Below are 21,719 nucleotides of genomic sequence, written 5' to 3'. Positions count from 1 at the left end.
GCGTGGCGGGGGTTGCCAGTGGCCATCCCCGCCACGCCGATGCCTTAGCCGAACACCCGGCCGAGCGCGCCGTCGATGGCCCGGCACATGTGGTCGATGTCATCCGCGGTGGCGATCAGGGCCGGGGACAGGCACAGGGTGTTGTTGAACCCCGGCAGCGAGCGGTTGGTGGCGCCGATGATCACCCCTTGCGCCATGCAATCGGCGACCACGGCCTGCACCTGCTGTTCCGGGGCCGGCTCTTTGGTGGTCCGGTCCTGCACCAATTCGGCCCCGCAAAACAGGCCAAGGCCGCGCACGTCGCCGATCACTTTGTGCCGCTCTTGCAGATCACGCAGATTGTCCATCAGCCGCGCGCCCATGGCTGTTGTGTTGGCCAGCAGGTCCTCGTCTTCGATGATGCGCATGTTTTCCAGCGCGGCGGCGGGGCCAGAAGTGCAGCCACCGAAGGTCGAGATATCGCGGAAATAGCTGAGCGGGTCGGCAGCGTCGTCTTTGAACAGGTCAAACACCGCCTCGGTGGTGGCAGTGCAGGCGATGGCGGCATAGCCCGAGGCAACGCCCTTGGCCATGGTCACGAAATCCGGTTTCACGCCGTAATGCTGATAGCCGAACCATGTGCCCGTCCGCCCAAGGCCGCAGACCACTTCGTCGATATGCAGCAGGATCTGGTACTTGCTGCATATCTCTTGCACCCGCTGCCAATAGCCTTCCGGCGGCACGATGACGCCGCCGCCCGCCGTGACCGGTTCAAGGCAAAGCGCGCCGATGGTGTCGGGGCCTTCGCGCAGGATCACCTCTTCGATGGCATCTGCGGCGCGGGGACCGTAGGCGTCGCAATCGGGCCACTGGCTGCGGTATTCAAGGCAATGGGGCACCTCAACGAAGCCCGGCGTGAACGGGCCGTATTGGGCGTTGCGCTGGGGCTGGCCACCTGCGGATAGGGCGGTGATGCTGGTGCCGTGATAGTCCCGTTCGCGGTAAAGGATCTTGGACTTGCGGCCACCGTGATGCCGGGCCGAAATTTGGCGCACCATCTTGAAGGCTTTCTCGTTCGCCTCGGTGCCAGAGTTGGAATAATAGACCCGGCTAAGACCGGGCATCTTGTCAATCAAACGCTTCGAGAACCGGGCGCCGGGGATCGACCCGGCAGATCCGGCGAAATAGTTCAGGGTCACCAACTGATCGCGCACCGCGTCCGCAATGCTTTCCCGGCCATAGCCGACATTGACGGTCCAGACCCCGCCCGACACCGCATCCAGATACTCTTTGCCCGCCGCATCCCACAGACGCATGCCCTTGCCTTCGACCATGATCCGGGGATCGACGGTTTCAAACGATTTGTGCTGGATCATATGGTGCCAGACATGGGCCTTATCTGCACTGATGACATCGGAAATATCGTTGACGGAAGCGACGCGCGACATGGGCAAGATCCTTTAACAGCCACCGGTCGGCGCGGGCTGGCTGCCGCGCGCGAGACCTCATGATTGCGAATGTGTGCACATTCCCGCGCCCAGCGATAGAGCCAAGACCACGTGGCAGCGACCGGCCCGCGATTATGTCGGCGTCAAGGCCCGGGTGGCCAGCACGCCAAGGGTGGCAGCGGTGCCGGTCAGGATGGTGCCCCAGATCAGGTCGGTGGCCAGCATGCGCCATGTCCAGCCGGTTAAGGTCGCCAGATTGGTGAATTCATAGGTGCCATAAGCCATCGCCCCCAGCAGCGCGCCGGTGCCAAACACCCACAGCAGCGACCGGTCGCCGGACAGGGCCGGAAGGCTGACGAACCACAGCACCCCAAGGATGTAGAATGCATAGAAGGCCAGCGCAGGGCCGTAACGGGGGCTATCGCTGAGCAGGCCCCCAATGTCGCGCTCAAAGGTCGGTTTGATCAGCAGGGTCAGGCCGAAATAGTCCAGACCCAGAAACACCGCGAAGGTGGTGACATAAAGAAGAACGAGGCTCATCGGGGGCTCCTGTCTGATCGATCCTTGCCCGGCACACCTAGGCGGCGGCGGGCGTTCGGCAACAGCGTTTTACGACAAAGACGCGCCGCCCCTCGGGGTCAGGGGGCGGCGGCCTGCGGTTTACCGGTCTAGGATCAGATGCGGGCGCCCGTCCGAGGTTTTGGCCTCGGATGTGCCGCCGGGACCGACCACTGCCCGGACCCGTTTGCGCAGGTTCGAAAAGCTGTCGAAGGTCACCACATCGACGGCCACATCCAGCGCCAGCTCCAGCTGATACCAACCGGGGCGGATCTGGGTGGCGCTGAGCACGGTCGCCTCGAACGGTTGGCCCAGATAATGGCCCCGGACCCGACCATCTTTGACCCAGCCGTGGGGCGGTTGGTCGGCAAGGGCGGCGGCGCAGGTATTCCAGTCGCGAAACCCATGCAGGTGCGCGACCCGTTCTAGGGCTTGGGCGTGGCTGATCGGGGTGCCAGTGTCGGCCAAGCTGGCACGGATTTGGCGGGCTTGGTCTTTGGCGTCATGGATGGTGGTCATTGGACCTCTACTCCTCTGAGATGCAGTGCGCGTAAGAGGATGGGCACCCGCGTTACCATCCGCGCAAAATGCGGGGAGGATGACAGAGATCAGTCAATCACAGACCTTCACCGGGACGATATCGTCTGCGGGCGGCGGGCGTCTGCAGCCCTGCCGCCCGCTTAGCGCGGCTTTGCCTTTGGGTCAAGCGGCCCCAAGCGCCGCGCTGTCCCGCGCTGCCGTGCGCTTCAACGCGGGGCGGTCGGCGCAGCGGGCCACCCAGTCGCGGACCGCGGCGGACGCGGGCAGCATATCCGGCATCCAGTGGAACGGGCTGCTGCACAGCAGGTCCGCCGCCGAATACTCCGCCCCCAGAAGGTAGGGCTGCGCCGACAGGGCATTGGCCAGATGCCCGGTCATGGTGTCAAAATCCCGCAGGCTACTGGTTAGAACCGGGTGCGATACTCCGGCGATTTTCAACATGAACAGCGGCTCCATCACCCCTTGGTAATAGGACAGCCACGACAGATACGCGCCCCGGCCCGGCGCCCCAACCACAGGCCCCAAGCCCGCAGCCGGATATTTGTCGGTCAGGTAAAGGATGATCGCGCCGCGTTCATGGATCGTTTCGCCGCCATCGACCAACACCGGGACTTTGCGGTCAGGATGCGGGTTTTGCGGGTCGGCGGCACCGGACCCGTCCATCCTCGGAATCGTCACCTCGCGGATGTCGATATCGGCACCCAAGTCGTCAATCAGGCTGACGATGCTGGATGACCGGCTGTTTGGGGCGTGAAAAAGGGTAGGCATGAGCAGGTCCTTTGATGGTTGACTGCCTGTGTTATACAAAATGCGTACTGACAGATTGCGGCAGGAGCCATGGCCAGAACCGACCGAATGATGCGTTTGATGGATGTGATGCGCCGGTTGCCGCAACCGGTGACGGCCCAGCGTCTGGCCGAAGAAACCGGGGTGTCACAGCGCCAGTTGTACCGCGACATTGCCACCTTGCGGGCGGGCGGGGCGCAGATCGAGGGAGCGGCGGGGCTTGGCTATACCCTGACCGAGGACCCGGCCTTGCCGCCGCAAAGCTTTTCCCGACTCGAGATCGAGGCGCTGATGCTGGCGGTGGGCGGGCTGGACCAGATCGGTGACGCAAGCCTGACCGAGGCCGGGCGCACAGCGCTGGCCCGGATCATCGCGACCTTGCCCGACCGGCAGTCCCGGCAGGCGATGCACACGATCTTGCGGAACTGGCGGGTGCCCGACGCCCGTCCGCCGGTGCGCGTCGACATGGACCTGCTGCGCCGCGCCTGCTGGGAGGAAGTCAGCCTTGAGATCACCTATCGCGACCAGCAAGAGCGGCGCACCACCCGCGAGATCTGGCCGCTTGGTCTGTCCTATAGCCAGAACAGCCTGATGCTGCTGGGGCAATGCCAGTTGCGGCAGGATTTTCGCCTGTTCCATGTCAGCCGGATTGAACGGGCGACGTGGGGGGGCCACAGCTTCCGGCCGCATCGGGTGCGGCTGCTGCGCGCCTTTGCAGACCGGCCGCACCCTCGGCGTCCGCCCGGGTGAGGGGAGGGCGCGAGGCCCGGTTCAGTCGGTGCTATCGATCGTGACCAGCGGTTCAAAGCCACCCCACATCATCCGCATGCCGTCAAAGGGCATCTCCGGCATTTCGGCCATCCGGGGGTCCGCCATGATCTTTTCCCATGCCGCATCGCAGGTGGCTTTGTCGGGCCATTCCATCCACGAAAACACCACGGTTTCATCGTCTTTTTTCTTCACCGCCATGGGAAACGAGGTCACCTTGCCATCGGCCACATCAACGCCCCAATTTTCGCGGACATTGAGGCAGCCATGCTCTTTGAACATCGGCCAGGTGTCCTCGGTCATTTTCTTGTAAGCCGCTTTATTCGCGGTCGGGACCGCCAGAAGAAATCCGCTGATATAGCTCATGTCATGTGCTCCCGTTGTGGCAGAATCGCCTGATTAGTCTGCCAACCCTTGGCGGATTTGGCGATTGAAATTCGGGCCTAGACCCAGCCCGCCAGCGGGTGCGGCGGAACCAGCACCGCCGGGCGCAGTTGAGCGGGTGCAAAGTAGACATTTCAAAGCGGCAGGCTAGGCTTTAGTCTAACAGCATCAGACGTAGCGAAAGATTGAGAGATTATGAGCGGATTACTGGCCCTGCTGGACGATGTCGCGGCGCTTGCGAAGATGGCGGCAGCGCAGCTTGATGATGTCGCGGCGCAAAGCGTTAAGGTCGGGGCCAAGGTGATCGGCCCGGTGATCGATGACGCCGCCAAGGCCGGCAGCAAGGCCGTGGGCGTGGTGGTCGATGATGCCGCGATGACGCCGAAATTCGTGCATGGGTTGCCCGCCGCCCGGGAATTGCCGATTGTCTGGAAGATCGCGCGCGGGTCGTTTTTCAATAAGCTGGTGATCCTGTTGCCGATTGCCTTGTTGCTGAACCAGTTCGCGCCATGGCTGCTGACGCCGCTGCTGATGATCGGCGGCTGTTACCTGTGTTATGAAGGGGCCGAAAAAATCTGGCACTGGCTGATCCCCGGCAAAAGCCACGCGATCACGCCCGAGACGCTGGACGCCGCGCATCTGGAAAAGCAGCGGGTGGCCGGGGCGATCAAGACCGACTTTATCCTGTCCGCCGAGATCATGACCATTGCGCTGGCGGCGATCGAGGCGGAGTCGCTGTGGATCGAAGGGATCGTTCTGGCGGTGGTGGCGGTGGGGATCACAGCGCTGGTCTATGGCACGGTGGCCATTTTGGTAAAAGCTGATGATGTGGGCCTGAAGCTGTCGCAGGTCGGCAGGTTGTCGGCCACCCGGGCACTGGGGCGCGGCATTGTCAAATGGATGCCGGGCTTTATGACGGTGATCTCGACCATCGGCACGGCGGCGATGCTGTGGGTTGGCGGCTCGATCGTGGTTCACGGGCTCGAAGTGCTGGGCTTCGGCGCCATCGCCCATACTATTCACGGGATCGCGGCCAGCGTGGCCCATGCCATCCCGTCGGCGCAAGGATTTGTGCTGTGGGCCGTGACCGCCGCCTTGGATGGGGTTCTTGGGGTGTTGCTGGGCAGCGCGTTGATCCCGGTGGTCACTCACGTGATCTCGCCGGTGATGGGGATGTTTTCCAAGCCTAAATCCGCCTGATCCGATTGGCTGGGGTGGTGCGCGGCCATGATGAGGGAGACCGCAAATGACCCGATACGCTGCGATTTTGGCGCTTGGTGCAGCTTTGGCCGCGGAGGCGCTGACCCCGCCCGTGTTTGCCCAAAACGCGCCGCGCTTTACCGAAGTGGAGCAGGGCGGACGCAGCGCCGCGCGGCTGCGCGCGACGCTGGACCGGATTGCCTTGCCCGAGGGGTTTCAGATCGCGCTTTATGCACTGGTGCCGGACGCCCGGCATATGGCGGTCAGCCCGGATGGCAGTGTTATCTTTGTCGGCACCCGGAAGGACAAGGTCTGGGCGGTGCGCGATACCAATGGCGATCATGTGGCGGATCGGGTCACCGACTTGGCCCCCGGTCTGGCCTTGCGGATTCCGAATGGGCCGTGCATGGCCCCAAATGGCGATCTGTATGTGGCCGAGCAGAACCGGGTGTTGCGGTTCCCCAATGCCGCAGTCGCCGCCACCGAGCCGCGCCCAACGGCCTATGCCGTGGTACCGCAAGGCGGGCTGATCCCGGATGCAGAGGAAAGCTATAACCACGGCGCGCGGGTCTGCAAGATCGGGCCGGACGGGCGGATTTACATCTCTTTGGGTCAGCCGTTCAACGTGCCGCCTGCGGACAAGCTGGATCTCTATGACCAGTGGGGCATTGGCGGGATCATCCGCATGCAGCGCGACGGCACCCGGCGCGAGGTCTTCACCCGGGGCATTCGCAATTCGGTCGGGCATGATTTTCACCCGGCCACCGGGGAGTTGTGGTTCACCGACAATCAGGTGGACGGCATGGGCGATACTCTTCCGCCCGGCGAGATCAACCGCCAGACCAAGCCCGGCCAACATTTCGGCTTTCCGTGGTATGGCGGCGGCGCCACCCGGACCGCGCAATACGCCAAAGCGCAGATCCCAGCCGGCGTGGTGTTTCCGGCAGTCGAAACCACCGCCCATGCCGCCGATCTGGGCATGACCTTTTACACCGGGTCGATGTTTCCGCGCCGTTATCGCCACGCGATCTTTTCCGCCCAGCACGGGTCATGGAACCGGTCCACCCCGGTTGGGGCCCGGGTGATGGTCACCCTGATTGGCAATGACGGCAGCGCCCAAACCACGCCCTTTGCCGAAGGTTGGATCGCCGCCAATGGCAGCTATCTGGGGCGGCCAGTGGATGTGGCGCAACTGCCGGACGGATCGCTGCTGGTGTCCGATGACAAGGCCGGGGCGCTGTACCGGATCAGCTATCAGGGCCGTTAGGTTAGCAGGGGGATGCGTCCGGCGGGCGGCGTGTTCCGGCTGCGATGAGACGTGACGACACCGTCGATGATCGTCATGCCGACGCCGGGCAGGTTGCCCTGCTGGATCGATTCCAGAATGGTTGCACCGGGCGAATTTTGGGCTTGGTCCATCAGCACGAAATCGGCACAGAAACCCGGCTCGATCAACCCGGTATCCAGCTTGCGCTGACGGGCGGTATTGCCGGTGCCAAAGCAGAACGCGGTTTCAGCCGGGATGTTGCCAAGACTGGACAGCATGGCGATCATCCGCAGGATCCCCAAGGGTTGCACGCCCGAGCCTGCGGGGCCGTCAGTGCCGAGGATCAACTGATCGAGCTTGCCCAATTCGCGCGTGGTGTTGAGGGTCAGCAAAGCTGCGCGTTCATTGCCGTTATGCACGATCTCTAGTGCCGATTTGCAGCCGTCACACAGGCAGATGATCTGGTCGTCGGGCAGGGCGGTGTGGCCGCCATTGATATGGCCCACGACATCGGTGCCGGTTTCCAGCACCATATCGGCGTCAATCAGGCCAGAGCCGGGGATCGACGGGCCGCCGGTGTGAATGGTGCTTTGGATGCCGTATTTGCGCGCCCAATCGACCATCTGCCGGGCGGTCTTGCCGTCCTTGACGGAGCCAAGCCCAACCTCGCCCAGCAGTTTGACGCCGGCTTCGGCCAGATCCTTGAAGTCCTGTTCCACCATGCCGTGTTCGATGACCGGGGCACCGGCATGGACCTTGACGCCGGAGGGGCGGAAATTTTCATACCAGCGCTGCGAGGCAATCGCCATCGCCTTGAGCCCCACCACATCCTTGGGTCGGCCCGGCATATGGACCTCGCCGGCCGAGATCAGGGTGGTGACGCCGCCATGCAGGGTGCTGTCGATCCACGATAGCTGCTGCTGGCGCGGGGTGTAGTCGCCAATGACCGGGTGGACATGGCTGTCGATCAGCCCGGGGGCGAGGGTGGTGCCCTGCGCGTCGATGAGGGTGGTGGCCTCGTCGGTATCAAGGTCGGCCTCGTAGCCTACGGCGCTGATCTTGCCGTCCAGCGCGACGATGCAATCGCCGTCAAGGATGGGCTGCTCGATCTTGCCGGACAATAGCAGCCCGATCTTGCGGATCACAAGCTTGCGGGGCGTATCGGTCATGGGAACCTCCGGTTGGTTGTGTGTTTAAACGCCGAGATAGCGGTGCATCAGATCGGGCGTGGCACGCAGGGCGTCCACGGTTACGGTATCGGCGCTGCGGCCATTTTCAAGAAAGGTGACGCGGTCGGCAATGGCGAGGACGGCATCGACCCGCTGTTCAACCAGCAGAATCGCGACGCCTTGATCGCGCAAGGTGACGATGACCTGCCGGATGGCCTCGATCATCGAGGGTTGCAGGCCTTCGGTCGGTTCGTCCAGCAGCAGCACCCGGGGCCGCAGGCACAGGGCGCGGGCGGTGGCCAGCATCTGCTGCTCGCCGCCCGATAAGGTTTCGGCGCGCTGGTGCAGGCGTTCGCGCAGGCGGGGGAAGATGTCCAAAACCTCGTCGCGGGTGGCGCGGCCTTCCTTGCAGGTCATCAGGCCGACCTCGATGTTCTCGGCGACCGAGAGGTCCGAGAACAAGCGCCGCCCTTGCGGGACATAGCCGATGCGGCGGTGCGGCACCTCATGGGCAGGCAGGGTGCTGATGATCTCGCCATCAAGGCTGACCGTGCCTTGGGACAGCGGCAGCAGGCCCATGATCGCCTTCATCGCGGTGGTCTTGCCCGCGCCATTGCGACCCATCACACAGGTGATTTCGCCCGGGCGGGCGGTCAGGCTGGCACCGAACAGGATTTGCACCCGGCCATAGCCGCTGTGAATGTTTGAGACCTCAAGCATCTGCGGTCCCCAGATAGGCGGCCTGAACCGCAGGGTCGGCCCGGATCTGGGCCGGGGTGCCGTCTGCCAGAACCGTGCCGTTGCTCAGCACCGTGATGGCCTCTGCGGTTTCCATGACCACGCTCATATTGTGTTCGATCAGAAGGATGGTGGTCGCCCCGCCAAGGCTGCGGATTAGCGTCTTGAAATCGGCAATCTCGGATTCGGCTAGACCTTGGGTCGGCTCGTCGAGGATGAACAGGCGCGGGTCCTGCGCCAGTCCCATCGCGATCTCAAGGATGCGCTGGTGGCCATAGCTCAGATCGCCTGCGATCTGGGTCGCACGGTCGGCCAGCCCGACGCGTGACAGGCTGTCTGCGACCTTGGCATCGACGGCGGCACCGTCGCGACCAAGGCGGCGGCGAGCCGCCAGCGCCACGTTTTCATGCACCGACAGGCCCGCGAAGACCGAGGTGATCTGGAACGTATAGGCGATGCCAAGCGCGATGCGGGCATGGGCGGGCAGGGCGCTGATGTCTTTTCCGTCAAACGTGACGCTGCCGCTGGTGGTCGGAATGCGCCCCGACAGCATCCCAACAAAGGTCGATTTCCCAGCCCCGTTCGGGCCGATCAGCGCCCGGATTTGGCCTTGGGGCAGGTCGAAGTTGATCGCCTCATTTGCCAGAACCCCGGCATAGCGCTTGGTCAGATTTCGGGTCGACAGCAGCGTCATGGCAGCCACGGCCAAACGCGGTTGCGCAAGGTCCCGGCCAGCCCTTGAGGCGCGAACAGCGTCAGCAGCACCAGCACGACGCCCGCAATCAACATATAAGCGTCGGTCACCCCGCTGGCCAAGTCGATCAGGTAGAACATGAAGATCGCGCCGATCAACGGGCCGATGGTGGTGCCGGCCCCACCCAACAGCACCCAGAGCAGCGGGAAGATCGAATATTGCACGGTGGCGAAGGTGGCTCCGGCATAGCCGAACAGCAGGGCATAGGCGGCCCCGGACGCGCCAGAGATCGTGCCCGACAAGATCACCGCGCGCAGCTTGTAGGCATGGGTGTCATAGCCCAGCATCTTTGCGCGGGCCTCGTTCTCGCGGATGGCGATCAGGGTGCGGCCGAAGGGCGATCGGACCAGCCATGCGAGGCCCAGAAACACCGCGCCGAACAGGATCAGCGCCGCGAAATAGCGGTTGGCCGGGGTGGTCAGGTCGATCCCGGCCAAACTGCGGGCCGCTTGCGGGATCACGAAGCCTTCGTCGCCGCGCGTGATCGCCCCGAAATAAAGCACGGTCAGATAGCCCGCCTGCGCGAACATCAGCGTGACGATCATGAAGGCAACGCCGGTGGTGCGCAGAGCCAGCGCCCCGGCCACGCCCGAGACGACCAGCGCCGCGATCAACCCGGCCAGAAAGCCGGGGGCTGCGGACCAGCCGCCCTGCTGCATCGCAATGGCCAGCCCGTACATCCCGGCAGCGAAGAACAGCGCGTGGCCGAGGCTGAGAAGCCCAGTATAGCCGAACAGCAGATTGTACCCCATGGCATAGACCGCCAGCACCATGATCCGCGCCAGATTGCCCGAGTGATAGGTGGGCAGCACGAACCACAGCCCCGCCAGCAGGGTCAGCACGCCAAGGTGCAGCGCAGCGTCGCGGGTGGCTGCGGTCATGCGCTGGCTTTCCCAAGCAGGCCTTGCGGGCGGAACACCAGCACCATGGCGACCACCAGCGTGGCGAGGATTTTGGCCAATGTCGGCGAGAAGAACACCGAGATGATGCCGTCGCTCATCCCGATCAGCAGCGCGGCGATGATGGTGCCGGGAAGGGAGCCCAACCCGCCGATGATCACGACGATGAAAGACAGCAGCAACGGGTCGGCCCCCATCAGGTAATGCGCTTGCTGTACCGGCACGATCAGGACAGCCCCCAAGGCGGCCAGCCCGGCGCCAAGGCCAAAGACCATGGCATAGACCCGCTCGACCGGGATGCCGAAGGCGGTGGCCATCTCGCGGTCAGCTTGGGTGGCGCGCATCACCAGCCCGATCCGGGTCCGGGTCAGCAGCACCCAAAGCCCGATCAGAATGGCCACGGCGGCGACGATGATGAACAGCTTGTAGGAGGTGGTGGCAAGGCCCCAAGGATAGAACATCTCCAGCCCGTTTTCACCCTGCCGCCACCACGGCAGCGCGATGCGGCTATTGAACGGCGGCTCCACCGGGCGGGCATCGGGGCCGAAGGTCATCAAAGTGGATTGCTGCAGGATATAGAGCAGTCCGATGGTGGCGACGATGGTGCGTTCCGGGTCGTAATTGATCCGTGCGAGGATCAGCCGGTCGGCGGCGGCCGCCAGTAACCCGACCAGCACCGGGGCCACGATCAGCGCGCCGACAAAGCCAATGGCCGGATGCGTGCCAAGGGTGGTGGACACGAACCACGCGATCACCGCCCCCAGCATGTAAAATTCGCCATGTGCCACGTTGACGACGCGCATGACGCCAAAGACCAGACTGAGCCCCATGGCCGTCAGGGCCAGCGTAGCCGCCGTGACCGCCCCTTCGAGCGACGCCAGCATTAGATGAGGTCCGAACTCCATACCTTGCTGCGCCGCTCCCGGATCAGAACGGTTGGGTGGTGTAATCCACCTCGTCGGGGTAAAATCCGTCTTCGATCGATGTGGTGTGGACCACCTTCAGCATGCCGTCCTCGACCTTGGAGATGTACTGCACGCCGAACACCTGATGGGTCTTGCCGTTGAACAGCTTGTCGCCCTGCGGATGATCCATCGAGGCAGGCATTTCGGTCATCGCCTCGACGGCCTCGATCAGGGCTTGGCGATCTTCGGGACCTTGATAGTTGCAGGCCTCCATCCCGGCCTTGATGACATTCAGGGTCTCCCAGCAGCCAAACATATGGGCATAGGTCGACACATCCGCCGGATCGGTGATCGAGGCACCGCTATCATCGACGCCGACGGCCTCGCGGAAGGCTTTGTCGAATTCGGTCTGGTCGGTTTGGGCGTAGCGGGGGTTGCCCTCCCAGAAATAGGTGCCTTCGAGGAACTCAAGGCCGGGGCTGTCGATGCTGACGGCTTCGAGGCTGTCGATATAGCCGAAAATCTCGGGCCGCGACGGGCCGAAGAATTCACCCATTTCCTTGACGAAGGTCAGGACGGCGGGGCCGACCATGACGTGGTACAGCACTTCGGTTTCCTGCGGGATTTGCGGGAAATACTTGGTAAAAGAGGTTTCGGTCGGCGGGATCGCGATCATTTTGATGACCTTGCCGCCCTGTTCCTTGATCGCCTCTGAGAAGAAGTCCCGGTGATCGTGGCCGAAGGCGAAATCGGCGAACATCATGGTGACCTTCTTGCCCAGATTGTCGCCGACGAAGGGGGCCATGGCGATGACCTGACTTTTGACGTCGGTGATGCCGGGCTGAAGCGTATAGCGGTTCAACATGCCGCTGGCGACGTGGTGGCCTTCGGAGACCACGAAATAGGGCAGTTTCAATTCAGCCGCGCGTGGGGCCGATCCGATCACCACATGGCTGAACAGGGTGCCGAAGGCGACATCGCAATTGGATTGGTTGGCGAATTTCTCAAGCACCTCAGCGCCGCGCTTGGGATCGGTGCCGTCATCTTCCGAGACCAGTTCAACGGGTCGGCCATTGATGCCGCCCATATCGTTGATCCGCGCCACGGCGGCCTGACTGGTGCGATCATACCAGCGCCCATAGGCGGCGCCGATGCCGGTGCGGTGGACCTGAAACCCGATCTTGATCGGATCGCCCGACTGCGCCTGCGCCGTGCCGCCAAGGCCCGGCAACAGACCCGGAACCGCCAAGCTGGCCCCGGTGGCGCCAAGGGTTGCCAAGGCCGCACGTCGGGTGAACGGGGCGCGGGTGGGTGTCTTGTCGGTCATGTCAGTCCTCCATGTCGTCCGCGTCCCTTAAACACAGGGACCTGCCAGTGTGAAAGAGTAGATTGGCAAAGGTTGTGGGTACTCAAATGATAAGTCCAGACAAATTTGTCGGGACCGTGCAATCAGGCCCCTCGGGGGGATGCCAAAAGCCACAAACCGAACAAGGTATAGGCGATCATGAACGCCGATAGCGGGATCTGGCTGCGCAGCGCCCGCCGCCCGCCGCCATAAAGATCAATCGCCGCGCGATGCGCCATCAGCACCGCAAGGACATGCGCCGAAACGATCGCGCCCGCCTGTGTCAGCCACAACAAGCGGACCGTGTCGCGGGTATTGAAAAATCCGGTCGTGACATAGAACTGGCCCAGCCCGAGCAGGTCATCGCCCCGGGCGAACGGATCGGACAGAGCGGCCAGCGCATACTGGCTGTTGACCAGAACCCCGCCCAAGTAATGGGCAAGGTGATAGCCAAGGGCAATCGGCAGGATCGACAGCGCCAACCGTCCGAACGCGGCGGCAAAGGGCACTGGCACCCCGGCCAGTTGCTGGCCCAGCCAGACGCAGCCTGCGAAAATCGCGATCAACAGCAGATTGACCCCCAGCAAGCCAAGGATGCCGGGCAGCACCACTGCCGAGCGGCCGGGAAATTCCAGCGGGTTGATGCCAAGCCGGGCCAGCCACCAAAAGGTCTCGTTCAAGCCATCGAAACTGCCGGTCCCCAACAGGATCAGGCAGAACACCGCCAAGCTGATCGAGGGGCTGGGCAAGGTCAGGGTGCACCAGCCCGGCAGACCAAACCGCCACGCGCCCGCGCGTCCTTGCAGCGGGGCCAAGCTGGCGAATAGGGTCAACAGCAGGGTGAAAGGCTCGCCCCGATGCAGCCAGTCGTTGCGCCCGAACAGGGTCATTGCGGCGAAGGTGACCAGCCAATACCCGGCCACGACCCGCGCCAAACGGGCCGGATCATCCGGGGCAAGATCGGTGAACGCAAAGATCATCGCGGCCAAAAAGATCGCGACCGCGGGCCAATGGCCAAGGCGATCCGGCAAGCGCAAGAGCGGCCGCGCCTGCGGCCCAAGCAAAACCCGGTGCGGCCCGTGAAACGGTGAAATCCACGACCACAGATCGCCGCAGCACCCCTGCACCACCACAAATACCGCCCACCACAGCGTCCAGATCGTCAGGGGCAGCAGATTGCCCAGCGGGTCACGCGGGCCGGTCATCCCAAGCCAGACCAACCCGACAAGCGCGGCAAAGCCAAGGCAACTGGTGACGGTTTTCAGCCGGTGCAGGTCTGGCACCGTGCCAAGGCGCAGGCTTGTGAACAGACGCGTGGTCCATGCATCGGGCAGCACCGCCGACATCAGCACGGTCAGAGCCACCGCAAGGCAACCAGACAGGATATAAGCCTCGGTCGGCAGCAATAACACGAAGCCCTGATCGGACGCATGCGCCAAGGCCACGCTGGGCAACAGCCCAATCAGCGCAGCAAGCCAGAGCGACAACAGGCGGGCATAAACAAGCACGATTTGGACATTCCGGCGAACTGTGGCAGGGTAAAGGGGATGCAACCATATTGCCGACCGGATTCCAATGTCTCACCTGCGCGCACGGCTCGTTCTGATCGCGGTTGGCCTGCTTCTGGCTGTGCTGGTCTGGGGGCAAGGGGGGCGCTTGGATCACGGCTTGTCGGTGTCAAACGTCATCGCCGTGCCTGTGGTCGGAGAAGACGGCGCGTTGCGGGTGTTCCTGACGCTGGCCAACACCGGCGGACCGGACCGTTTGATCGCGGTGCAATCGCCGCTGGCCGCCGAGGCCGGGCTGGTTCTGCCGCCGGAAGTCAGCGCAATTCCGGTCCCCTCGGGCAGTTCCCCGATTTTGGCGGCGGATGGGGCGCATATCTTGCTGCAAGGCCTGAGCGGAGCTGCGCAAGCCGGCGCGCTGGTGCCGCTGACCCTGATTTTTGACCAAGCCGGAGAGGTCACGACCCGCGCGACAGTGTCCGCACCGCTGACGCCCGGCCGGGCCGCCGAAGCCGGGCTGTTGGGGCTGGGCGATATCTGCACCATTGGACCGGGTGAACCGGCACCCCAACTGGATCTGTCGGTTCGCCCCCGTCCAGACGGGGCAGGCTGGGAGATTGAGGTGATGACCACGGACTTCACCTTCGCGGCCCCGGTTGACGGCATCGGCCATCTGCCCGGTTATGGCCATGGCCACCTCTATCTGGACGGGGTGAAATTGCAGCGGCTCTACCGTTCGCGGGCCGAGATCGGGGCCTTGCCACCGGGACCGCATGTGATCACCGTGACGCTGAACACCAACGACCATCGGGCCTATGTTGTTGACGAGCAGCCGGTTTCGCATTCCAGAACCATTGCCAGTGACTGAAAATCGTTGACAGGATGCACAGGCATCCGTCTTATTTGTATACGAACGGACAGCGTTGAGGGGACCCCGTGGGATACGTCACGCCATCATCGTTACAAGACGCGGTCGACGCCCTGTCGCACCCTGAAGCGGTGATTGTGGCGGGCGGCACTGACCTTTATCCGGCGCTTCGGGATCGCCCGGTGCCTGCCAACCTCGTGGATATTTCGGCCATCCCGGCTTTGCATGGCATCACAGCCACCCCCACCGGCTGGCGGATTGGCGGCGCGACCACGTGGACGGATTTGATCCGGGCCCGGCATTTGCCAGCTGCCTTTGACGGGTTGAAAGCGGCGGCGCGCGACCTTGGCTCGGTCCAGATCCAGAATGTGGCGACTTTGGCCGGCAATCTGTGCAACGCCTCGCCCGCCGCCGATGGGGTGCCGGCGCTGCTGGCGTTGGACGCCGAGGTCGAACTGATCGGCCCAACCGGTACGCGGGTGATGCCGCTGGCGACCTTTGTGACCGGCCCGCGTCAGACCCAGTTGCGCCCCGGCGATCTGATGGTGGCGCTTTATGTTCCGGCGCTTCCAGACAGCAGCCAAAGCAGCTTTCTGAAATTGGGCAGCCGCCGATATCTGGTCATTTCCATCGCCATGGTTGCGGTGGTGCTGTGGCTGGATGACCAAGACCGAGTGGTCGGTGCCCGGGTGGCGGTGGGGGCCTGTTCGGCGGTGGCGCAGCGCTTGCCCAAGCTAGAAGCCGACCTGCGGGGCCGCCCTGTGCGTGATCTGCTGACCGAGCCTTTGGTGACAAAAGCGCATCTGGCAAGCCTTGCCCCAATCGACGACATCCGGGGCAGTGCTACCTACCGACAGGACGCCGCCCTGCACCTGTGTCAGCGGGCATTGCGGGCCGCGGCGGTCAAGTTCCGGCCTGCCGATGAATAGCAAGACACCAAACAGCCCGGTCACCTTCCGGCTGAACGGGCGCGAGGCCGCGGTCATGGCCGCCCCGGGCGAGCGGCTGTCCGTAACCCTGCGCGAGCGGCTGGAGGCGCGGGATGTCAAGGTCGGCTGCGATGCTGGGGATTGCGGGGCCTGTACCGTTCTGCTGGACGGCAGGCCCGTCTGCGCCTGCCTGATGCCGACGCAGCGGGTGGCGGGACATGCTGTCGACACGCTGGCGGGGCTGGTGCGCACCGACCCGCTGGCCCAAACGCTGACCCAGACGTTTCAGGATCACGGCGCGGCGCAATGCGGTATCTGCACGCCGGGCATGATGGTTGCGGCGGTTGCCCTGCTGCGCGACACCCCGCGCCCGCAGGCCGCCGAGGTTCAAGATGCTTTGGGCGGGGTGCTGTGCCGCTGTACCGGCTATCGGAAAATCCTCGACGCTGTGCTGGCGGCAGGCCATCCCCCGGCGCCTTTGACCGGCTCCGGCGCGGTGGGCAGTGCGATCCGGCGACTGGACGGCGCCGCGAAGGTCACCGGAACCGAGGTATTTGGCGATGATGTCGCCCCTCCCGGCACGTTAGAGTTGCGGGTGATCCGGTCGCCGCATCCCCGGGCCCGGTTTCAATTCGGCGATCTTGCCCAATATGCCCGCGCGGCCGGGCTGGAGGCGGTGCTGACGGCGGACGACATCGGCGGGACCAATTGCTTTGGGGTGATCCCGGATTTCGCCGACCAGCCGGTGTTTGCCGAGACCGAGACCCGGTTTCAGGGCGAAGCCATCGCGGCGGTCATCGCCACCCCAGACCGGATGCGCCAGTTTGATCCGGTGGATTTTCCGGTAACTTGGACGGTTTTGGACCCAGTGATGACGGTAGAGGCCGCGCAGGATGCAACCGCGCCGCAACTTCACGCAAATCGCCCGGGAAACCTGTTATGCGGTGGGCTTGTTCAATGTGGCGACGCCGATGCGGCTTTGGCCCGCGCCGATGTCACCGTCACCGGGCAGTTCAGCACCAGCTTCGTCGAACACGCTTATATCGAACCTGAAGCGGGTTATGCCGTCCCCGAAGGCGACCGGATCGCCGTTTATGCCTGCACCCAAGCCCCGGTCATGGACCTTGACGGGTTGGAGCATATCCTTGGGATCGACCGGCGGCGCATACGGATTGTACCAACTGCGGTGGGGGGCGGCTTTGGATCGAAGCTGGATCTGTCGGTTCAACCCTATCTGGCGCTTGGCGTTCTGAAAACCGGCAAGCCCGTGCGCATGGCGTATTCGCGCCACGAGTCGATGCAATCCACCACCAAACGCCATCCGGCCGAGATCAGCATCACCATAGGCGCCACCCGCGACGGCAAGATCTGCGGCTTACAGTTCGCGGGCGACTTTAACACCGGTGCCTATGCATCGTGGGGGCCAACAGTGGCGACCCGGGTGCCGATCCATGCCTCTGGCCCCTATCTGGTCCGGGACTATCGGGCACAATCCCGGGCGATCCACACCCATTCACCCCCATCAGGGGCGTTTCGGGGCTTTGGCGTGCCGCAAGCTGCGGCCGCTCTGGAACCGCTTCTGGATGATTTGGCCACCAAACTTGGGCTGGATCCGCTGGAATTTCGCATCAGCAATGCGCTGCAAGCCGGAGAGCCGACCGTCTGCGGACAGGTGTTTTCCCAAGGGGTCGGCATCACCGCCTGTCTGACGGCGCTGCGCCCGGCATGGGCCGCTGCCAAAGCCGATTGCGCCAGCTTTAACGCAGGCCAAGGCGCGCACGGCTTTCTGCGGCGCGGCGTCGGCGTGGCGGCGGGATGGTATGGCTGCGGCAATACCTCATTGCCCAACCCATCCACCATCAAGGCGGGCATCCGGGCCAACGGCCAGATCGTGCTGCATCAAGGCGCGGTGGATATCGGGCAGGGCTCCAGCACGGTTATTACCCAGATCTTTGCCCAAGCGCTCGGGGTGTCCGTGGATCAGGTCGTGTTGGTGGGGGCCGATACCGATTTGACGCCGGACGCGGGCAAAACCTCGGCCTCGCGCCAGACCTTTGTGTCCGGCAATGCCGCGCGCCGGACCGGGCTGGCCTTGCGGCAGCAGATCCTTGCCCAGCTTAACGCCGCCGATACCGCCCGCATCGTGCCCGGCCCCACCGGGCTGTCCGTCATCGACGCCGCGCAAACCCATGCTTTGGACCTGACCCGCCAGCCGCCCAATGGCGAAGGCTATGTGTTGCAGGCGATGGAGACCTATGATCCCCCGACCCAGCCGCCGGATGAGAACGGGCAAGGTGCCCCCTATGCCCAGTTCGGGTATGCCGCGCATCTGGCGATGGTCGAGGTCGATCTGGCCTTGGGCACGGTCCGGGCGTTGGGCTTTACCGCTGCCCATGACGTTGGGCAGGCGATCAATCCGTTGCTGGTCGAGGGCCAAGTGCAGGGCGGCATCGCCCAAGGGCTGGGCATGACCTTGATGGAAGAATTCGTCCCGGGGCGGACCGCGAACCTGCACGATTACCTGATCCCGACCATCGGCGACATGCCCCCGGTGGACACCCTGATCATCGAAGAGCCGGACGCGCACGGCCCGTTCGGCGCCAAAGGCTTGGGGGAACATGTGCTGATCCCGACCGCACCGGCGCTGCTGAACGCGATCCACCATGCCACCGGCCTGCGAATGACCCGGCTGCCGGTCACGCCGTCGCGCCTGCATGCGGCCATAAAGGCCCACGCCGATGCCTGAGCGCCCCGCCTCTGAACGCCCCACCTCAGACAAAATCCGCTGCGATGCTTGCCCGGTGCTGTGCTATATCGCCGAGGGCCATTCGGGGGCCTGTGACCGCTACGCCAACCATGACGGCATCTTGGTACGACTGGATCCGTTGACGGTCATCCGGTCAGCGGGGCAGGCGGTCAAATTTCTGGACAGTGGCAGCGACGCGCAGGATTGGAACGGGGATCTGGTGCAGGGCGACCGCACCTTCGTTACGGCCGTCGGGGCAGGCACGACCTATCCCGACTACAAGCCCGCGCCGTTCATCGTCAGCCAAGAGATCGACGGCGTCGACATGGTCACGGTCGTGACCGAAGGCATTTTCAGTTACTGCGGCGCCAAGGTGAAGATCGATACCGACCGTCATATTGGCTCGGAACGTGCGATCATCCGGGTGGCGGGTGAAGCCATCGGCCACGTTATGACTGCGGAATACGGCTCAAAAATGTTGTCGCTTGGCGGCGTGGAACATCTGACCGGCGGTACCAAGAAAGAAGGCCGGGTCACCTGCGATGCTTTGCTGCGTCTATGCAATCGCGCGCCCGTTGAGATGACGGTTGATGACGGCGCGACCCTGATCGTGCAAGCCGGTCAGCCGCCGATCATCAACGGCGAGGCCGAACATCTGATGCGGGTCGGCTGCGGGTCGGCCAGTATCGGCATGTTCGCGCGTCAGTGGCTTGGCCATGCCGATGAGGTGGTGGTGGTGGATGACCACATCACCGGTGTGTTGACCGAGCACGAGGCGGGCAAGGGGCTGGGGCTGCCCCCGTCCGGCATCCGGATCAAGGGACGCAGGTCCACGCCGGGCCGGTATTTTCAGGTGGCAAACCCGGGCACCGGCTGGGGCGGCACCGACATTGTCGATCCGTTGACCATTCTCAAGCCTGCCGATCCTGCGATCGCTTGGCCCGGACTGCGCCTGCTGATGATTTCCACCACCGGTGCGCAATACGGCTATTTCGAACTGGACGCGGCCCTAACCCCGGTGCCCGCACCGATCCCTGAGGCCCTGCTGGCTTCGGCCGGGCTGATCGCGGACAATTGCGAGCCGGCGCTGTGTTCGGTGTTGTTCATGGGCGGGGCCGGTGGATCTCTGCGGGCCGGGGTCACCGCAAACCCGGTTCGGTTGACCAAATCGGTCAAGGACGCGCTGACCCATGTTTCCTGCGGCGGAGCCGAGGCCTATGTCTGGCCTGGAGGCGGCATTACCTTTATGGCGAATGTCATGGAAATGCCCTTGAATGCTTTCGGCTATGTGCCGACACCCGCTTTGGTCGCCCCGATCGAATTCACCCTGCGCCGGGCGGATTACGCTGCCCTTGGCGGCCACATGGATCACATCACGCCGGTCGCACAAGTGATCGGCCCTGACACCCGCCTGCTCGATCCGGGCACTGGCCAGAATGACCCGAATGACAGCCGCCATTATGGCTGGTCGTCCCGGTCAAAGGACACGCTGTGAGCGGGCCAGTCGGCCGCTTTCTGCCGGACGGTGAGCGGCTGCATTTGCAGCACGGCCCAATCGATCTGGTGATCGGCGCAGAAGGCCCGGGACGGGAGCTGGCGCTGCGGGCGGCGGAACTGCGCTTTGCCACTGCCCTTGAGGAACTGGTGGCGGAACTGCCGCTTCTGCGCAGTCAAAGCGGCCCGCAGCCCAGCGGCGACATCGCCCGCCGAATGGCCGAGGTGACGGCGGTTCATGCCAGCGACGGCTTCGTGACTCCGATGGCCGCGGTCGCCGGCGCTGTGGCGGAAGCGATCCTTGCTGCCATGACCCAAGCAGGCGCGCTGGACCGCGCCTATGTCAACAATGGCGGCGATATCGCCCTACATCTGGGACCGGAGGCCGCCTTTCGGGTCGGGATTTCCGGGCTTGATAGCGGTCCCATGGCGCAGATCCCGCTGCGCCATGATCAGCCGGTGCGCGGGATCGCCACCAGCGGGCTAGGCGGACGTAGCCTGAGCATGGGCATTGCCGATGCGGTGACCGTTCTGGCCCGCACCGCTGCGGAAGCCGATGTCGCCGCGACCTTGATTGCCAATGCCGTGGACCTGCCGGGGCATGGCGCGATCCGGCGCGCGCCTGCCCACACGCGAGATCCTGACAGCGATCTTGGTGCGCGGATGGTGGTGATCGCCTGCGGGCCTCTGTCCGAGAATGACATCAGTGCAGCCCTGTCCCGGGGCGCGTGCCGCGCGCAGCAAATGATCGACCGGGACCAGATCATCGGAGCCGCCCTTGTGCTGCGGCGCCAAACCCGTCTGCTATCCATGCCCAATGCTGTTGCGTCAGACCACAGGAAAAGGATCGAACATGCCTGAGCTTATCCTCCGCAAACAGGCCCTCGTGATTGAGGACATCTTCCACGAAGGCGGCCCGGTCGCGGCCACGCCCCTCAAGCGTGGGGCGATCCTGTCGGTGATCACCAATCCGTTCGCCGGTCGGTATGACCCCGAGATCCAAGGCTTCATGGACGATTTGCGCCCGTTGGGCCTGTCGATGGCCACCCATCTGGCCGCGGCCCTTGGCGGCGGCGCACTGGTTGAAGGCTATGGCAAAGGCGCGATCATCGGCGCGGATGGCGAATTGGAACATGGCGCGCTTTGGCACGGCCCCGGCGGCTATTCGATGCGGGCGGTGATTGGCGGATCAAAGGCCATCGTGCCCTCGGGCAAGAAGGTGGGTGCGGTGGGCACCCGTCTGGATGTGCCCATCACCCACGTCAACGCATCCTACGTGCGCAGCCATTTCGACAGTATGGAAGTCGGGCTGAACGATGCCCCCCGCGCCAATGAGATGCTGCTGGTACTGGTCATGACCACCGGCCCCCGCATTCATGCCCGGTCGGGCGGATTGGCGGCGGCGGATATCGTGGGCGAAGACGGGCTGAGATAGGG

Annotated in this window: 21 protein-coding genes; 9 read left to right on the top strand and 12 right to left on the bottom strand. The window is 64.1% G+C overall.

Going from position 1 to position 21,719, the window contains the following annotated elements; translation table 11 throughout:
* Positions 1–44 precede the first annotated feature (44 nt).
* The 4 genes from BV911_RS05810 to BV911_RS05795 all read right to left on the bottom strand — a co-directional run bounded on the left by BV911_RS05810 (position 45) and on the right by BV911_RS05795 (position 3,293).
* Complete coding sequence (locus BV911_RS05810) at positions 45–1,427, bottom strand: aspartate aminotransferase family protein (RefSeq protein ID WP_086052642.1); 1,383 nt, start codon at positions 1,425–1,427, stop codon at positions 45–47.
* Between the two features lie 132 nt (positions 1,428–1,559).
* Positions 1,560–1,967 carry a DUF2177 family protein gene (locus BV911_RS05805; protein WP_086052641.1) on the bottom strand — a complete coding sequence of 136 codons (408 nt, stop codon included), beginning with the start codon at positions 1,965–1,967 and terminating at the stop codon, positions 1,560–1,562.
* A gap of 120 nt (positions 1,968–2,087) precedes the next feature.
* A complete protein-coding gene (locus BV911_RS05800; protein WP_086052640.1) occupies positions 2,088–2,504 on the bottom strand; it encodes a glyoxalase superfamily protein in 417 nt (138 codons plus the stop codon).
* Positions 2,505–2,687: 183 nt separating this feature from the next.
* Positions 2,688–3,293, bottom strand: coding sequence for a glutathione S-transferase family protein (locus BV911_RS05795; protein ID WP_086052639.1), 606 nt, complete (start codon positions 3,291–3,293; stop codon positions 2,688–2,690).
* A gap of 69 nt (positions 3,294–3,362) precedes the next feature.
* On the opposite strand from BV911_RS05795, the gene BV911_RS05790 reads away from it, so the two are divergent.
* Positions 3,363–4,061 carry a YafY family protein gene (locus BV911_RS05790; RefSeq protein ID WP_086052638.1) on the top strand — a complete coding sequence of 233 codons (699 nt, stop codon included), beginning with the start codon at positions 3,363–3,365 and terminating at the stop codon, positions 4,059–4,061.
* A 21-nt stretch (positions 4,062–4,082) separates the two neighbouring features.
* Here BV911_RS05790 and BV911_RS05785 read toward each other — a convergent pair whose 3' ends face one another.
* On the bottom strand, positions 4,083–4,445 hold the full coding sequence (locus BV911_RS05785) for a DUF1428 domain-containing protein (RefSeq protein WP_086052637.1): 363 nt from the start codon (positions 4,443–4,445) through the stop codon (positions 4,083–4,085).
* A gap of 213 nt (positions 4,446–4,658) precedes the next feature.
* Between BV911_RS05785 and BV911_RS05780 the strand changes: the two genes are divergently transcribed.
* A complete protein-coding gene (locus tag BV911_RS05780) occupies positions 4,659–5,663 on the top strand; it encodes a DUF808 domain-containing protein (protein ID WP_086052636.1) in 1,005 nt (334 codons plus the stop codon).
* A gap of 46 nt (positions 5,664–5,709) precedes the next feature.
* Positions 5,710–6,930, top strand: coding sequence for a sorbosone dehydrogenase family protein (locus tag BV911_RS05775; protein WP_086052635.1), 1,221 nt, complete (start codon positions 5,710–5,712; stop codon positions 6,928–6,930).
* Here the strand turns inward: BV911_RS05775 and BV911_RS05770 are convergent.
* The 7 genes from BV911_RS05770 to BV911_RS05740 form a co-directional block, all read right to left on the bottom strand.
* Positions 6,927–8,099 (bottom strand): amidohydrolase family protein, encoded by a 1,173-nt coding sequence (locus BV911_RS05770; RefSeq protein ID WP_086052634.1) that lies wholly within the window; start codon positions 8,097–8,099, stop codon positions 6,927–6,929. The two genes, BV911_RS05775 and BV911_RS05770, sit on opposite strands and share 4 nt — an antisense overlap.
* Positions 8,100–8,123: 24 nt before the next feature.
* Entirely contained in the window at positions 8,124–8,819 is a 696-nt protein-coding gene (locus BV911_RS05765) for an ABC transporter ATP-binding protein (RefSeq protein WP_086052633.1), read from the bottom strand.
* Positions 8,812–9,531, bottom strand: a complete 720-nt coding sequence (locus tag BV911_RS05760) for an ABC transporter ATP-binding protein (RefSeq protein ID WP_086052656.1) — start codon at positions 9,529–9,531, stop codon at positions 8,812–8,814. The genes BV911_RS05765 and BV911_RS05760 overlap by 8 nt, the downstream gene beginning before the upstream one ends.
* Positions 9,528–10,472: a branched-chain amino acid ABC transporter permease gene (locus BV911_RS05755; protein ID WP_086052632.1), complete on the bottom strand. Its 945-nt coding sequence runs from the start codon at positions 10,470–10,472 to the stop codon at positions 9,528–9,530. The genes BV911_RS05760 and BV911_RS05755 overlap by 4 nt, the downstream gene beginning before the upstream one ends.
* Entirely contained in the window at positions 10,469–11,395 is a 927-nt protein-coding gene (locus tag BV911_RS05750) for a branched-chain amino acid ABC transporter permease (protein WP_086052631.1), read from the bottom strand. Before BV911_RS05750 ends, BV911_RS05755 begins: the two co-directional genes overlap by 4 nt.
* Before the next feature lie 22 nt (positions 11,396–11,417).
* Positions 11,418–12,722, bottom strand: a complete 1,305-nt coding sequence (locus BV911_RS05745; protein WP_086052630.1) for an ABC transporter substrate-binding protein — start codon at positions 12,720–12,722, stop codon at positions 11,418–11,420.
* Between the two features lie 122 nt (positions 12,723–12,844).
* Complete coding sequence (locus BV911_RS05740; protein ID WP_240512158.1) at positions 12,845–14,248, bottom strand: hypothetical protein; 1,404 nt, start codon at positions 14,246–14,248, stop codon at positions 12,845–12,847.
* A 67-nt stretch (positions 14,249–14,315) separates the two neighbouring features.
* Here BV911_RS05740 and BV911_RS05735 point away from each other — a divergent pair, with 67 nt between their 5' ends.
* The 6 genes from BV911_RS05735 to BV911_RS05710 all read left to right on the top strand — a co-directional run bounded on the left by BV911_RS05735 (position 14,316) and on the right by BV911_RS05710 (position 21,717).
* Positions 14,316–15,113: a copper chaperone PCu(A)C gene (locus tag BV911_RS05735; RefSeq protein WP_086052629.1), complete on the top strand. Its 798-nt coding sequence runs from the start codon at positions 14,316–14,318 to the stop codon at positions 15,111–15,113.
* A gap of 68 nt (positions 15,114–15,181) precedes the next feature.
* A complete protein-coding gene (locus BV911_RS05730) occupies positions 15,182–16,042 on the top strand; it encodes a xanthine dehydrogenase family protein subunit M (protein ID WP_086052628.1) in 861 nt (286 codons plus the stop codon).
* Positions 16,035–18,788 carry a molybdopterin cofactor-binding domain-containing protein gene (locus tag BV911_RS05725; RefSeq protein WP_086052627.1) on the top strand — a complete coding sequence of 918 codons (2,754 nt, stop codon included), beginning with the start codon at positions 16,035–16,037 and terminating at the stop codon, positions 18,786–18,788. Before BV911_RS05730 ends, BV911_RS05725 begins: the two co-directional genes overlap by 8 nt.
* Positions 18,781–20,283: a 6-hydroxynicotinate reductase gene (locus BV911_RS05720; RefSeq protein ID WP_086052626.1), complete on the top strand. Its 1,503-nt coding sequence runs from the start codon at positions 18,781–18,783 to the stop codon at positions 20,281–20,283. The genes BV911_RS05725 and BV911_RS05720 overlap by 8 nt, the downstream gene beginning before the upstream one ends.
* On the top strand, positions 20,280–21,143 hold the full coding sequence (locus tag BV911_RS05715) for a UPF0280 family protein (RefSeq protein WP_086052625.1): 864 nt from the start codon (positions 20,280–20,282) through the stop codon (positions 21,141–21,143). Before BV911_RS05720 ends, BV911_RS05715 begins: the two co-directional genes overlap by 4 nt.
* Positions 21,136–21,717 carry an amino acid synthesis family protein gene (locus BV911_RS05710; protein ID WP_086052624.1) on the top strand — a complete coding sequence of 194 codons (582 nt, stop codon included), beginning with the start codon at positions 21,136–21,138 and terminating at the stop codon, positions 21,715–21,717. Before BV911_RS05715 ends, BV911_RS05710 begins: the two co-directional genes overlap by 8 nt.
* Positions 21,718–21,719: the final 2 nt, after the last annotated feature.

Origin of the sequence: Pseudoruegeria sp. SK021 (genome assembly GCF_002119405.1) — a bacterium.
Lineage (GTDB): Bacteria > Pseudomonadota > Alphaproteobacteria > Rhodobacterales > Rhodobacteraceae > Meridianimarinicoccus.
Note: the sequence above shows the minus strand (reverse complement) of the source record. Positions and strands in the feature narration are given on the sequence as shown.